General features: G+C 39.3%; 12 protein-coding genes. All 12 read left to right on the top strand.

Annotated elements, in window-relative coordinates; genetic code table 11:
- The first annotated feature begins 100 nt into the window (after positions 1 to 100).
- The 12 genes from gyrA to HMPREF2957_RS02755 all read left to right on the top strand — a co-directional run bounded on the left by gyrA (position 101) and on the right by HMPREF2957_RS02755 (position 13,999).
- Positions 101 to 2,569, top strand: a complete 2,469-nt coding sequence (gene gyrA / locus HMPREF2957_RS02700; protein ID WP_070677282.1) for a DNA gyrase subunit A — start codon at positions 101 to 103, stop codon at positions 2,567 to 2,569.
- On the top strand, positions 2,569 to 3,318 hold the full coding sequence (locus HMPREF2957_RS02705; protein ID WP_070677285.1) for a class A sortase: 750 nt from the start codon (positions 2,569 to 2,571) through the stop codon (positions 3,316 to 3,318). The genes gyrA and HMPREF2957_RS02705 overlap by 1 nt, the downstream gene beginning before the upstream one ends.
- 287 nt (positions 3,319 to 3,605) lie before the next feature.
- Complete coding sequence (locus HMPREF2957_RS02710; RefSeq protein WP_070677288.1) at positions 3,606 to 4,682, top strand: aspartate-semialdehyde dehydrogenase; 1,077 nt, start codon at positions 3,606 to 3,608, stop codon at positions 4,680 to 4,682.
- Between the two features lie 121 nt (positions 4,683 to 4,803).
- On the top strand, positions 4,804 to 5,739 hold the full coding sequence (dapA, locus tag HMPREF2957_RS02715) for a 4-hydroxy-tetrahydrodipicolinate synthase (protein WP_070677291.1): 936 nt from the start codon (positions 4,804 to 4,806) through the stop codon (positions 5,737 to 5,739).
- A gap of 109 nt (positions 5,740 to 5,848) precedes the next feature.
- Positions 5,849 to 6,706 carry a DNA-processing protein DprA gene (gene dprA, locus HMPREF2957_RS02720; RefSeq protein WP_148131972.1) on the top strand — a complete coding sequence of 286 codons (858 nt, stop codon included), beginning with the start codon at positions 5,849 to 5,851 and terminating at the stop codon, positions 6,704 to 6,706.
- Positions 6,707 to 6,826: 120 nt separating this feature from the next.
- The gene (gene topA, locus HMPREF2957_RS02725) at positions 6,827 to 8,914 is read left to right on the top strand and encodes a type I DNA topoisomerase (RefSeq protein ID WP_070677297.1); all 2,088 of its coding nucleotides are present in this window, start codon (positions 6,827 to 6,829) and stop codon (positions 8,912 to 8,914) included.
- A gap of 108 nt (positions 8,915 to 9,022) precedes the next feature.
- Positions 9,023 to 9,382 carry a YbaN family protein gene (locus tag HMPREF2957_RS02730; protein WP_070677300.1) on the top strand — a complete coding sequence of 120 codons (360 nt, stop codon included), beginning with the start codon at positions 9,023 to 9,025 and terminating at the stop codon, positions 9,380 to 9,382.
- A 92-nt stretch (positions 9,383 to 9,474) separates the two neighbouring features.
- Positions 9,475 to 10,107, top strand: a complete 633-nt coding sequence (locus tag HMPREF2957_RS02735; protein ID WP_070677303.1) for a copper homeostasis protein CutC — start codon at positions 9,475 to 9,477, stop codon at positions 10,105 to 10,107.
- Between the two features lie 43 nt (positions 10,108 to 10,150).
- Complete coding sequence (locus HMPREF2957_RS02740) at positions 10,151 to 10,807, top strand: MmcQ/YjbR family DNA-binding protein (protein WP_070677306.1); 657 nt, start codon at positions 10,151 to 10,153, stop codon at positions 10,805 to 10,807.
- Between the two features lie 314 nt (positions 10,808 to 11,121).
- On the top strand, positions 11,122 to 12,684 hold the full coding sequence (locus HMPREF2957_RS02745) for a 2-isopropylmalate synthase (RefSeq protein ID WP_070677309.1): 1,563 nt from the start codon (positions 11,122 to 11,124) through the stop codon (positions 12,682 to 12,684).
- Positions 12,685 to 12,695: 11 nt separating this feature from the next.
- Positions 12,696 to 13,733 (top strand): 3-isopropylmalate dehydrogenase, encoded by a 1,038-nt coding sequence (leuB, locus tag HMPREF2957_RS02750; protein ID WP_070677312.1) that lies wholly within the window; start codon positions 12,696 to 12,698, stop codon positions 13,731 to 13,733.
- A complete protein-coding gene (locus tag HMPREF2957_RS02755) occupies positions 13,730 to 13,999 on the top strand; it encodes a DUF1294 domain-containing protein (protein WP_070677316.1) in 270 nt (89 codons plus the stop codon). Before leuB ends, HMPREF2957_RS02755 begins: the two co-directional genes overlap by 4 nt.

Raw genomic sequence — 13,999 nt, forward strand, 5'->3', positions numbered from 1 at the left:
ATAAATATGTAAACGTTTTACACGTGTTGTTAGACTGTAAAATAGTCCAAACTATGGTATAATATATGTAATTACTAATAGTGAAACGAGGCATTTGTTAATGCAAGATAAAAATTTAGTGAATGTCAATCTGACCAAGGAGATGAAGACTAGCTTTATCGACTACGCCATGAGTGTAATCGTATCGCGTGCTCTTCCTGATGTTCGTGATGGGTTGAAACCTGTTCATCGTCGTATTTTGTACGGAATGAACGAATTAGGAGTTACGCCTGATAAACCTCATAAAAAATCTGCCCGTATTACAGGGGACGTAATGGGTAAATACCACCCACACGGTGATTCATCTATTTACGAGGCTATGGTCCGTATGGCACAATGGTGGAGTTATCGCTACATGCTTGTAGATGGACATGGAAACTTTGGTTCCATGGATGGTGATGGTGCTGCCGCGCAACGTTATACCGAAGCTCGTATGAGCAAGATTGCCCTTGAAATGCTTCGTGATATCAATAAAAATACCGTTGATTTTGTTGATAACTATGATGCCAATGAGCGCGAACCGGTAGTTTTACCAGCTCGTTTCCCAAATCTATTGGTAAATGGTGCTACAGGTATCGCCGTTGGTATGGCGACCAATATTCCACCTCATAATTTAGGTGAAACCATTGATGCTGTTAAACTCGTCATGGATAATCCTGAAGTTACAACTAAAGATTTGATGGAAGTTTTGCCTGGTCCAGATTTTCCAACCGGTGCCCTAGTTATGGGGAAATCAGGTATTCATAAAGCATACGAGACAGGTAAGGGATCTATTGTTCTTCGTTCTCGAACAGAAATCGAGGAAACAAAAACTGGTCGTGAACGTATCGTTGTTACTGAATTCCCATATATGGTCAACAAAACCAAAGTGCATGAACATATTGTGCGTCTGGTTCAAGAGAAACGTATTGAAGGAATTACAGCTGTTCGTGATGAATCTAACCGTGAAGGTGTTCGCTTTGTTATTGAAGTTAGACGCGACGCATCAGCTAATGTTATTTTGAACAACTTATTCAAGATGACTCAGATGCAGACTAGCTTTGGTTTTAACATGCTTGCTATCCAAAATGGTGTTCCAAAGATTTTATCGCTTCGCCAAATCTTGGACGCATACATTGAGCACCAAAAAGAAGTTGTGACTCGTCGCACTCAATTTGATAAAGAAAAAGCTGAGGCGCGTGCACATATCTTGGAAGGTTTGTTAATTGCTCTGGATCATATTGATGAAGTCATTCGTATCATCCGTGCCAGTGAGACTGATGAAGAAGCTCAATCAGAATTGATGAGCGAGTTCAAACTATCTGAACGTCAAAGCCAAGCAATCCTAGACATGCGTCTCCGTCGTTTGACTGGCTTGGAGCGTGATAAGATTCAATCTGAATATGATGACCTCATTGCTTTGATTGCCGACTTGGCAGATATTCTTGCAAAACCAGAACGTGTTGCGCAAATTATCAAAGAAGAACTTGATGAAGTGAAGCGCAAATTTGCTGATAAACGTCGCACAGAGTTGATGGTGGGAGAGGTTTTGACGCTCGAAGATGAAGACTTAATTGAAGAATCTGATGTTCTCATCACACTATCGAACAAAGGCTACATCAAACGTTTGGATCAAGATGAATTCACAGCTCAAAAACGTGGTGGACGTGGCGTACAGGGAACAGGAGTCAAGGATGATGACTTTGTCCGTGAGTTGGTTTCTACTAGCACCCATGATCACTTGCTCTTCTTTACCAACAAAGGTCGTGTCTATCGTTTGAAAGGTTATGAAATCCCAGAATATGGTCGTACAGCCAAGGGATTGCCAGTAGTTAACCTCTTGAAACTGGATGAGGGAGAAAGCATCCAAACTATCATTAATGTCGAATCAGAACGTAGTGATGATGCATACATCTTCTTTACGACTCGAGCAGGTATTGTTAAGAGAACTAGCGTTAAAGAATTTGCCAACATTCGTCAAAATGGTCTAAAAGCCTTGAATTTGAAAGATGAGGACGAATTGATTAATGTTCTTCTTACTCAAGAAGATACTGATATCATTATCGGTACTAAGTTAGGCTATGCAGTTCGTTTCAACCAGTCATCCGTTCGTAGCATGAGTCGTAGTGCTACTGGTGTTAAAGGAGTGAATCTTCGTGAAGGCGATGCTGTAGTTGGTGCTAGAGTGATTACCGATCAAGATGAAGTTCTTATCATTACTGAAAAAGGATACGGTAAGCGTACAGTTGCCACTGAATATCCAACTAAAGGTCGTGCTGGTAAAGGTATGAAGACCGCTAATATTACAGATAAGAATGGTCATCTTGCTGGTCTTCTCACAGTAAAAGGCGATGAAGACTTGATGGTTATCACTGATACAGGTGTCATGATTCGAACAAATGTTGCCAATATTTCACAAACTGGACGTTCAACTATGGGAGTAAAAGTTATGCGTCTAGATGAGAATGCTAAGATTGTAACCTTTACAACAGTTGCGGCAGCTGAGAAAGAAGAAGTTGGGGCAGAAAACGAAACAGAAAGTGAAGAATAATGTCTCAAAAAAGAATAAAAAGTAAAAAAAATAAGCGTAAGAATCTACTGATTAATATTTTGGCTGGATTTCTAATCCTTTTGTCTCTAGCTTTGATTTTTAATTCGAAGATACGTGATGTAATTATGATTTGGAATACCAATAAATATCAAGTAAGTCAGGTTTCAAAGGAGGAAATTGAGGAAAATAAAACTGCTACTGGAAATTTTGATTTTGACTCTGTAAAATCCTTATCTTCAGAGGCAGTACTTTCAGCTCAGTGGAATTCCCAACAACTTCCAGTGATTGGGGGTATTTCTATTCCAGAACTTGAAATGAATTTGCCTATTTTTAAGGGGCTGGATAATGTGAACCTTTTCTATGGTGCTGGAACCATGAAAGCTGATCAGGTTATGGGACAGGGAAATTATTCGTTAGCAAGTCACCGTATTTTCACTGGTAAAGATGCAGATCAGAAGCTATTTTCACCCTTAGCACGAGCTACTAATGGAATGTTCATTTATCTAACAGATAAAGGAAAAGTTTATAAATATGAAATAGTAGAAGTTAAAAAGGTAACTCCAGATCGCATCGATGTTATTGAAGACAGAGAAGGGATTGACGAGCTGACTTTGGTAACCTGTGAAGATGCTAATGCTACAGAACGGATAATTGTTAAAGCAAATTTGAAGGAAGTTAAAGACTATTTAGAAGCTTCTCCAGAAATATTGCAATCATTTACTAAACCATATAAACAATTTTATGAATAGTAGAAGAGGTTGGGACAAAAGAGCCCGACCTCATTTTTTATTAGCAATCAAACTTTGACGCGGTAGCTGATTGAACTTTTTGTTCGTCTTTTAGACTCCAAAAAGCTCCTAATCATCCTCGCGGGGCTGGGACTACGAAATCGAGACTTTGTCTATCGATTTCTGTCCCACCGCCTTTTCTTGTCAATTTCAGAAAATAGATAAGGTAAAGACTTTTCAATTTTTCTAAAAAGTAGTATAATGTTTCTATTATAGAAATTTTTAGAAAATTCCAAAAGAGGTTTGTTATGGGATATACAGTTGCTGTTGTTGGTGCTACAGGTGCCGTTGGTGCTCAAATGATCAAAATGTTGGAAGAATCAACTCTTCCAATTGATAAGATTCGCTACCTTGCGTCTGCACGTTCTGCAGGAAAGGTCTTGCAATTCAAGGGTCAAGATGTAACTATTGAAGAAACAACAGAAGAAGCTTTTGAAGGAGTTGATATTGCTCTCTTCTCAGCTGGTGGTTCAACTTCTGCAAAATACGCACCTTATGCTGTTAAAGCAGGGGCAGTAGTAGTAGATAACACTTCTTATTTCCGTCAAAATCCAGATGTGCCATTGGTTGTTCCTGAAGTAAACGCCCATGCTCTTGATGCTCATAACGGGATCATTTCATGTCCTAACTGTTCAACTATTCAAATGATGGTAGCTCTTGAACCAGTTCGTCAAAAATGGGGCTTAGACCGTATCATCGTTTCAACTTATCAAGCTGTTTCAGGTGCAGGTATGGGAGCCATTCTTGAGACACAACGTGAATTGCGTGAAGTATTGAATGATGGTGTAAATCCACGTGATTTGCATGCGGAAATCTTGCCATCAGGTGGCGATAAGAAACATTATCCAATTGCTTTTAATGCCCTTCCTCAAATTGACGTCTTCACTGATAATGACTACACTTATGAAGAAATGAAGATGACAAACGAAACTAAGAAAATCATGGAAGACGATAGCATTGCCGTTTCAGCAACTTGCGTGCGTATTCCTGTCTTGTCAGCTCACTCTGAGTCTGTTTACATTGAAACAAAAGAAGTGGCTCCAATCGATGAAGTAAAAGCTGCGATTGCTGCCTTTCCAGGTGCAGTTCTTGAAGACGATGTGGCTCACCAAATCTATCCACAAGCTATCAATGCGGTTGGTTCTCGCGATACATTTGTCGGACGTATCCGTAAAGACTTGGATGCTGAAAAAGGTATTCATATGTGGGTGGTATCTGATAACCTTCTCAAGGGTGCTGCTTGGAACTCAGTTCAAATTGCAGAAACCCTTCATGAACGTGGTTTGGTTCGTCCAACTACAGAATTAAAATTTGAATTGAAATAGGGAGCAAAACAGAAATCAGTAACTCGAAGTGTTTGATTTCTTCCTCTTATTTTATGTACAGAACAGGAGGCAAAGGCAAGTAAGCCCCAGCCTCTTTCTTATATAGAGAAAGGTTTTTTCTATGTCTTATCAAGATTTAAAAGATTGTAAAATTATCACTGCTTTTATTACCCCTTTTCATGAAGATGGGTCAATAAATTTCGACGCGATTCCAAAGTTGATTGAACATTTATTGGCACACCATACTGATGGTATTCTCATGGCTGGGACGACTGCTGAAAGTCCGACTCTTACTCACGATGAGGAGTTACAGCTATTTGCAGCTGTTCAGAAGGTTGTTAATGGACGTGTTCCTTTAATTGCTGGTGTTGGTACTAATGATACACGCGACTCTATTGAGTTCGTCAAAGAAGTAGCAGAATTTGGAGGCTTTGCGGCTGGTCTTGCTATTGTTCCTTACTACAATAAACCATCTCAAGAAGGAATGTATCAACACTTTAAAGCTATTGCAGATGCCTCTGATTTACCCATTATTATCTATAATATTCCAGGTCGTGTAGTAGTAGAATTGACTCCAGAAACCATGCTTCGCTTAGCGGAACATCCAAATATCATTGGTGTTAAGGAATGTACTAGCCTTGCAAATATGGCTTATTTGATTGAGCACAAACCTGAAGAATTCTTGATCTACACTGGTGAAGATGGAGATGCTTTCCATGCTATGAACCTTGGTGCTGACGGGGTTATCTCTGTTGCTTCTCATACCAATGGTGATGAAATGTATGAAATGTTCACTGCGATTAAAGATAGTGATATGAAGAAAGCGGCTGCTATTCAACGTAAGTTTATTCCCAAGGTTAATGCTCTCTTCTCATACCCAAGTCCTGCACCTGTTAAGGCAGTCCTCAACTATATGGGATTTGAAGCTGGTCCAACTCGCCTCCCATTGGTTCCTGCGCCTGAAGAGGATGCTAAACGCATTATCAAGGTTGTTATTGACGGAGACTACGAAGCAACCAAGGCGACTGTCACTGGAGTCCTTCGACCTGATTACTAACATAACAAAGATAAATAGAAACTTCCTAACAAGTAAAATTGTTGGAAGTTTTTTTCTTTTTCTACGAATATATAAATAGAGAGAGGATGACAAGGAGTTAATAATGAAGATTAAGATTGATAATTTTGAGATTTATAAGTTAAAGCAAGCAGGTTTAAGTAATCAGCAGGTTCTGAAAGTACTTCAATACGGAGAAATTTATGATCAGGAATTGAGTTTAGAGAAAATCGCTGAAGCATCGGAGTGTCGTAATCCAGTCGTTTTTATGGAGCGGTATCATAAACTGACTTTTGAAAGCATGGAACGCTTGAAGAAAGATTTTGAAAAGTTCCCATCATTTTCAATTTTGGATGATGTTTATCCGATTTCACTCAGTGAAATTTATGATGCACCTGTATTGCTTTTTTATAAAGGAGATTTAAATCTCTTGAAATTACCCAAGATAGCAGTTGTAGGTAGTCGCTCTTGTAGTCAAATAGGAACCAAATCAGTCCGTAAAATCATTGAAGAATTGGAAAATGAATTAGTTGTGGTGAGTGGACTTGCTAGAGGAATTGATACAGCAGCCCACATGTCTGTTCTACAAACTGGGGGCAAAACGATTGGCATTATTGGGACTGGTTTAGATGTCTGTTATCCACGCTCCAATAAACGCCTTCAAGAATATATTGGAGAACATCATTTGCTTCTAAGCGAGTACGGACCAGGAGAAGAACCTTTGAAATATCACTTTCCTGCCAGAAATCGAATTATTGCGGGGTTCTGTCGGGGAGTCATCGTTGCAGAAGCTAAAATGAGATCTGGTAGCTTAATCACTTGTGAGCGTGCAATGGAGGAAGGTAGAGATGTCTTTGCGATTCCGGGTTCCATTTTAGATGGACGCTCAGACGGCTGTCACCATTTGATCCAAGAAGGAGCAAAGTTGGCAACATGTGGGCAGGATATACTAGCAGAATTTGAATTTTAATAAATGAAATGATTTCATTTAGCAAACTTTTCTTCTATTATATGGGTGTTATGTCTTGACAGGTTTTTAAAAATGGTTTACACTTTATAAAGTTTAATTACTTTGAGAAGGTGTGATACTGTGGTAACGGCAACCAAAAAGAAAAAATCAACAAGTAAAAAAAATCTTGTAATCGTAGAGTCGCCTGCTAAGGCGAAAACGATTGAAAAATATCTAGGACTTAATTATAAGGTTTTAGCCAGCGTAGGACATATTCGTGATTTGAAAAAATCAAGTATGTCAGTTGACGTGGAAAATAATTACGAACCGCAATATATCAATATTCGTGGCAAAGGTCCTCTCATCAATGATTTGAAAAAAGAAGCTAAGAAAGCTGATAAAGTCTTTCTTGCAAGTGACCCGGACCGGGAAGGGGAGGCTATTTCATGGCATTTAGCGCATATTTTGGATTTAGACGAGAATGATACCAACCGTGTTGTTTTCAACGAGATTACCAAAGATGCAGTAAAAAATGCCTTTAAAGAACCTCGTAAAATCAATATGGATTTGGTAGATGCCCAACAAGCCCGTCGTGTTTTAGACCGTTTAGTGGGATATTCAATTTCACCAATTCTTTGGAAAAAGGTTAAAAAAGGCTTATCAGCAGGACGTGTTCAGTCTGTTGCTCTTAAGCTAATCATTGATCGGGAAAATGAAATCAATGCCTTCCAACCAGAAGAATATTGGACGATTGATGGTGTCTTTAAAAAAGGTACCAAGCAATTCCAAGCTTCTTTTTATGGAATGAATAGCAAGAAGATGAAGTTGACTACCAATGATGAAGTCAAAAAAGTTTTATCTCATTTGAACAGCAAGGATTTTACAGTTGATCAAGTAGATAAAAAGGAAAGAAAGCGTAATGCTCCTCTTCCATATACAACGTCTTCTATGCAGATGGATGCTGCTAACAAGATTAATTTCCGTACTAGAAAGACTATGATGGTTGCTCAGCAACTCTATGAAGGAATCAATATTGGTACAGGTGTCCAAGGTTTGATCACCTATATGCGTACGGATTCTACTCGTATCAGTCCAGTTGCTCAGAATGAAGCAGCAAGTTACATCAATGAACGTTTTGGTAGTAAGTATTCTAAACATGGTAGCAAGGTGAAAAATGCCTCTGGCGCTCAAGACGCTCACGAAGCTATTCGTCCTTCAAGTGTCTTTAATACACCTGAGAAAATTGCTAAGTATTTGGATAAAGATCAGCTAAAACTTTATACCCTTATCTGGAACCGCTTTGTAGCGAGTCAAATGACTGGTGCAATTTTTGATACCATGGCTGTTAAACTTTCGCAAAATGGTGTTCAATTCGCGGCGAATGGTAGTCAGGTTAAGTTTGATGGTTATTTAGCCATTTACAACGATTCTGATAAAAATAAGATGCTGCCTGATATGGAAGTAGGAGATGTGGTCAAACAGGTAAATAGCAAACCTGAACAACATTTCACACAACCACCGGCACGATATTCTGAGGCTACTTTGATTAAGACCTTGGAAGAAAACGGAGTTGGACGTCCATCTACCTATGCTCCAACCATTGAAACAATCCAAAAACGTTACTATGTAAGACTAGCATCTAAACGCTTTGAACCAACTGAACTAGGTCAAGTCGTTAACAAGCTGATTGTTGAATACTTCCCAGACATTGTTAACGTGAAATTTACCGCTGAAATGGAAGGTAAACTGGACGATGTTGAGGTCGGAAAAGAAGAGTGGCAACGGGTTATTGATGAATTTTACAAACCATTCTCTAAAGAGGTCGCAAAAGCTGAAGCAGAGATGGAAAAAATTCAAATTAAGGATGAGCCAGCTGGATTTGACTGTGAAGTTTGTGGCAGTCCTATGGTGATTAAGATTGGACGCTTCGGTAAGTTTTACGCATGTAGTAATTTTCCAGATTGTCGACATACGCAAGCTATTGTCAAAGAAGTCGGTGTTACATGTCCAAATTGTCATCAAGGGCAAATTATCGAACGTAAAACCAAACGTAATCGTATTTTCTATGGATGCAATCGTTATCCAGAATGTGATTTTACTTCTTGGGATAAACCTGTTGGACGTGATTGTCCTAAATGTGGTCATTTCCTCATGGAGAAAAAAATCCGTGGTGGCGGAAAACAGATCGTATGTAGCAATGGTGACTACGAAGAAGAAAAGATTAAATAAAATTAATTAGGGCTGAAATGATAATTTCAGCTCTTTTTAATTTAAACTTGACAGATTTTATCTTTTTATGCTTAACTAGAAGAAGATTATTCTTACTTAGGAGCAGATATGCGCATTATTTATCTTTGCATTGGATTCATTTCTTTAGCTTTGGCAATCGTTGGAGTTGTCTTGCCACTATTACCGACAACACCCTTTCTCTTGTTGTCAATTGCTTGTTTTTCAAAATCTTCTAAACGTTTTGAAGATTGGCTCTATCATACCAAGCTCTATCAAACCTATGTTGCGGACTTTAGAGAAACTAAATCTATTGCGCGTGATCGAAAGAAAAAGATTATCGTATCGATTTATATTTTGATGGGAATCTCGATTTATTTTGCTCCGCTCTTACCTGTAAAAATTGCTTTAGGCTGCTTAACAGTATTTATAACCTATTATCTCTTTAAGGTAATACCAGATAAAGAATAGCTAAAAAAGTCATGATTTTCCTTGATAAAAAGTAGGGGTTACTTAAAACAATATGATATAATAATATCAAAGAAAGCTTCAAGGAGTATCAAATGATTTACGAATTTTGTGCTGAAAATGTAACCTTGCTTGAAAAGGCTATGCAAGCTGGAGCTCGCCGTATTGAGCTCTGTGATAATTTAGCAGTTGGTGGAACAACTCCAAGCTACGGAGTGACAAAGGCAGCTGTGGAACTGGCGGCCGACTACGATACGACCATTATGACTATGATTCGCCCGCGTGGTGGTGATTTTGTCTACAATGATTTAGAAGTTGCTATCATGCTTGAGGATATTGCTCTAACTGCTCAAGCAGGAAGCCAAGGCGTTGTCTTTGGTGCATTGACTGCTGATAAGAAGTTAGACAAGGCCAATCTTGAAAAATTAGTTGCTGCATCTAAAGGTATGGAAATTGTTTTCCATATGGCATTTGATGAATTGAGCGAACAGGATCAGTTAGAAGCTATTGATTGGCTTAGCCAGGCTGGTGTAACACGCATCCTCACTCGAGCTGGTGTATCTGGCGACTCGTTAGAGAAACGCTTTTCTCACTATCATAGAATTCTAGAACATGCTGCAGGAAAAATTGAAATTTTACCTGGTGGGGGGATTGACATGGATAACCGTCAAACCTTTATCGATCAATTAGGTGTGACACAATTACATGGAACAAAGGTTGTCTTTTAAAAAATAGAAAGGAACTGCTAGCTTTTGGTAGCAGTTTTCGCTTATGTTTGAAATTTTTAAAGCCTATCAATTTAATAGAAAAAAGGCTAAAGAGTATGGATTTGTAGAAAAACAAGGTGTATGGACCTATAGTTGCCAGATTTTGCAAGGTGACTTTGTCATGACTGTATCCATCACTGCTGATAATGTGAGCTTTCAAGTCTTTGACCAGGAGACTGGTGACCTCTATCCTCAAGTTCATATGGAAAGTATGAGAGGTACTTTTGTCGGAAGCGTTCGAGAGGCTTGTTTAGAAGTTCTTTATGACATTCGAAAGGCTTGTTTTGAGGTAGAGGAATTTCTCTGTCCACAGACCAAGAGAATCATGGCGCTTGTTCAAGCAAAGTATGGCAATCAGCTGGAATATCTATGGGAGAAATCACCTGATACGGCTGTTTTGCGCCATGAAGATAACCAGAAGTGGTATGCTATTTTAATGAGAATTCCTTTGGATAGGCTAGATAAGGGGAGAGAAGGGCTAGTGGAAGTAGTCAACCTCAAACACGACCAAGTAGCTGACTTGCTTTCACAAAACGGAATTTATCCAGCCTTTCATATGAATAAACGCTATTGGATTAGTATTCCACTCGATGACACTCTAACTGACGAAAAGGTGCTTGAATTATTTGAGAGAAGTTGGTTTTTGACTTCTAAGAAATAAATAAACATATTTGAGTTTTCAAATACTTTCAATTCGCAAAATATTCTTTATTGAAGAAATTTTCAGAAAATATTGGATTTTTTCTTGACAAGTGATTTTTCCTATGCTAGAATACTAAACAAGACATCAAACAAAGGAGAAAGCCAAACATGAAAACAGCTAAGTTTAATCAATTTGCTTTGTTGTTGAGGTACTCGGACTAGTGCAAAAGCATTAGTCCTGTTTGGCTTACCAAGCGGGAGTAAATCAACATCTCGCTTGGAACTCCGAGCGAGATGTTTTTTCTATATCGAAAATGTGAAGGGAGAATTCTCATGCGTGTAGTTGAGTTTTTAGATACCAGTCTCCGAGATGGTGAGCAGACACCAGGTGTCAATTTTTCAATAAAGGAAAAGGTTGCTATAGCAAAACAGCTTGAGAAATGGGGTATTTCAGCAATCGAAGCTGGTTTCCCAGCTGCTAGTCCAGATTCATTTACAGCTGTTCAAGAAATTGCTAAGGCTATGAAAAAAACAGCAGTGACAGGCTTAGCTCGTTCTGTTAAATCAGACATTGACGCTTGTTATGAAGCACTAAAAGATGCAAAGTATCCTCAGATTCACGTCTTTATCGCTGCCAGTCCGATTCACCGTAAGTATAAGCTTAATAAGAGTAAGGAAGAGATTTTGGAAGCGATCAGTGAACATGTTTCCTATGCACGGAGTAAGTTTGAAGTAGTAGAATTCTCTCCAGAAGATGCGACTAGAACTGAGCTGGACTTTCTCCTACAAGTCGTTCAAACTGCGGTTGATGCGGGTGCGACTTATATCAATATTCCTGATACAGTAGGTTTTACAACTCCAGAGGAATACGGAAGTATCTTTAAATATCTGATTGATAATGTCCAAACTAATCGTCAGATTATCTATTCTCCTCACTGTCATGATGACCTCGGAATGGCAGTAGCAAATAGCCTTGCTGCTGTAAAGAATGGTGCAGGACGTGTAGAAGGAACCATTAACGGGATTGGAGAACGAGCTGGAAATGCTGCTTTAGAAGAAATAGCAGTAGCCCTCAATATTCGCCAAGATTATTACCAAGCAGAGACAAGTATCGTTCTTAACGAAACCATCAATACTTCTGAAATGGTCTCTCGCTTCTCAGGAATTCCAGTTCCCAAAAATAAGGCAGTTGTCGGTGGAAATGCCTTCTCTCATGAATCAGGTATTCACCAAGACGGAGTCCTTAAAAACCCACTTACCTATGAAATCATCACCCCAGAGTTGGTGGGTGTTAAAAGTAATAGTCTTCCGCTTGGAAAATTATCTGGTCGCCATGCCTTTGTAGAAAAACTGAGAGAACTGGCCTTAGACTTCACAGAAGAGGATATCAAGCCACTCTTTGACAAATTCAAATCACTTGCAGATAAGAAACAAGAAGTCACAGACGCGGATATTCGTGCTCTAGTAGCTGGAACCATGGTTGAAAACCCAGAAGGCTTTCACTTTGATGATTTACAACTTCAAACTCATGCAGAAAATGAAATTGAAGCGATTGTCAGATTGGCTAATTTGGATGGTGAGAAAGTCGACTTTAATGCGACTGGACAAGGTTCTGTTGAGGCTATCTTTAACGCTGTTGACAAATTCTTTAATCAATCTGTTCGCCTGGTATCCTACACCATTGATGCGGTAACGGATGGAATCGATGCTCAGGCTAGAGTCTTAGTTACTGTTGAAAACAAAGATACAGAAACCATCTTTAACGCGGCAGGGCTTGACTTTGATGTACTAAAGGCCTCAGCTATTGCTTACATCAATGCCAATACTTTTGTTCAAAAAGAGAATACCGGAGAGATAGGTCCAAATGTTTCCTATCGCGACATGCCTAGTCTTTAAAGGAGAATACCATGACAAAGAAAATTGTTGCCCTAGCAGGTGATGGGATTGGACCAGAAATCATGGAAGCTGGTTTAGAAGTTCTAGCATCTATATCCGAAAAAACAGGCTTTGACTATGAGATAGATAGAAGACCTTTTGGAGGTGCAGGTATTGATGTTACAGGACACCCCTTGCCAGACGAAACGCTCAAGGCTACTAGGGAAGCGGACGCTATTCTCCTTGCTGCAATCGGTAGTCCTCAGTATGATAATGCTACAGTTCGACCCGAACAAGGGCTTTTGGCACTCCGCAAGGAACTTAATCTTTATGCCAATATTCGTCCAGTTAAAATTTTTGATAGTCTTAAGCACTTATCGCCTCTCAAACCTGAACGAATTGCTGGTGTTGACTTTGTTGTAGTACGTGAGTTGACAGGTGGGATTTACTTTGGTGATCATATCCTTGAAGACCGAAAAGCGCGTGATATCAATGACTATACCTATGAGGAAGTGGAGCGTATTATTCGTAAGGCTTTTGAAATAGCAAGAAGTCGGAGAAAAATCCTAACCAGTATTGATAAGCAAAATGTTTTGGCAACATCAAAACTTTGGCGAAGAGTGGCTGAGGAAGTCGCAAAAGATTTTCCAGATGTAATCCTGGAGCACCAGTTGGTCGACTCAGCTGCTATGCTCATGATTACCAATCCAGCCAAGTTTGATGTTATCGTGACAGAGAATCTTTTCGGAGATATCCTCTCAGACGAATCAAGTGTTCTATCTGGTACACTTGGGGTTATGCCATCAGCCAGTCACTCTGAGAATGGACCGAGTCTCTATGAACCCATTCATGGTTCGGCGCCTGATATCGCAGGCCTAGGAATCGCCAATCCTATTTCTATGATTTTATCAGTTGCTATGATGTTGCGAGATAGTTTTGGACGATATGAGGATGCTAAGCGTATCGAAGATGCAGTTGAAGCAACTTTAGCTGCCGGAATTTTAACGAGAGATATAGGAGGACAGGCTTCGACCAAGGAAATGACAGAAGCCATCATTGAAAGACTATGAAGATAAATGAAGGAATTACTTTTGCTATTTTGATTTGGAATCTATTGGTATTTATGATTTATGGTATTGACAAATCCAAAGCAAGAAAAGGTGCTTGGCGCATCCCGGAAAAATATTTATTATCATTTGCATTCTTATGTGGTGGTTTTGGTGCTTGGTTGGCAGGTGTTACCTTTCACCACAAGACTAGAAAATGGTATTTTAAAACGGTTTGGTTCCTAGGGATAGTGACTACACTAGTAATTTTGTATTTGATATGGAGGTAA

Origin of the sequence: Streptococcus sp. HMSC062D07, from assembly GCF_001814215.1 — a bacterium.
GTDB classification, from domain to species: Bacteria; Bacillota; Bacilli; order Lactobacillales; family Streptococcaceae; genus Streptococcus; species Streptococcus infantis_I.

Coding starts and splice junctions, on each gene's coding strand:
- HMPREF2957_RS02745 (WP_070677309.1), top strand. CDS start 11,122: ATGCGTGTAGTTGAGTTTTTAGATACCAGTCTCCGAGATGGTGAGCAG.
- HMPREF2957_RS02710 (WP_070677288.1), top strand. CDS start 3,606: ATGGGATATACAGTTGCTGTTGTTGGTGCTACAGGTGCCGTTGGTGCT.
- HMPREF2957_RS02740 (WP_070677306.1), top strand. CDS start 10,151: ATGTTTGAAATTTTTAAAGCCTATCAATTTAATAGAAAAAAGGCTAAA.
- HMPREF2957_RS02735 (WP_070677303.1), top strand. CDS start 9,475: ATGATTTACGAATTTTGTGCTGAAAATGTAACCTTGCTTGAAAAGGCT.
- HMPREF2957_RS02730 (WP_070677300.1), top strand. CDS start 9,023: ATGCGCATTATTTATCTTTGCATTGGATTCATTTCTTTAGCTTTGGCA.
- dapA (WP_070677291.1), top strand. CDS start 4,804: ATGTCTTATCAAGATTTAAAAGATTGTAAAATTATCACTGCTTTTATT.
- leuB (WP_070677312.1), top strand. CDS start 12,696: ATGACAAAGAAAATTGTTGCCCTAGCAGGTGATGGGATTGGACCAGAA.
- gyrA (WP_070677282.1), top strand. CDS start 101: ATGCAAGATAAAAATTTAGTGAATGTCAATCTGACCAAGGAGATGAAG.
- HMPREF2957_RS02755 (WP_070677316.1), top strand. CDS start 13,730: ATGAAGATAAATGAAGGAATTACTTTTGCTATTTTGATTTGGAATCTA.
- HMPREF2957_RS02705 (WP_070677285.1), top strand. CDS start 2,569: ATGTCTCAAAAAAGAATAAAAAGTAAAAAAAATAAGCGTAAGAATCTA.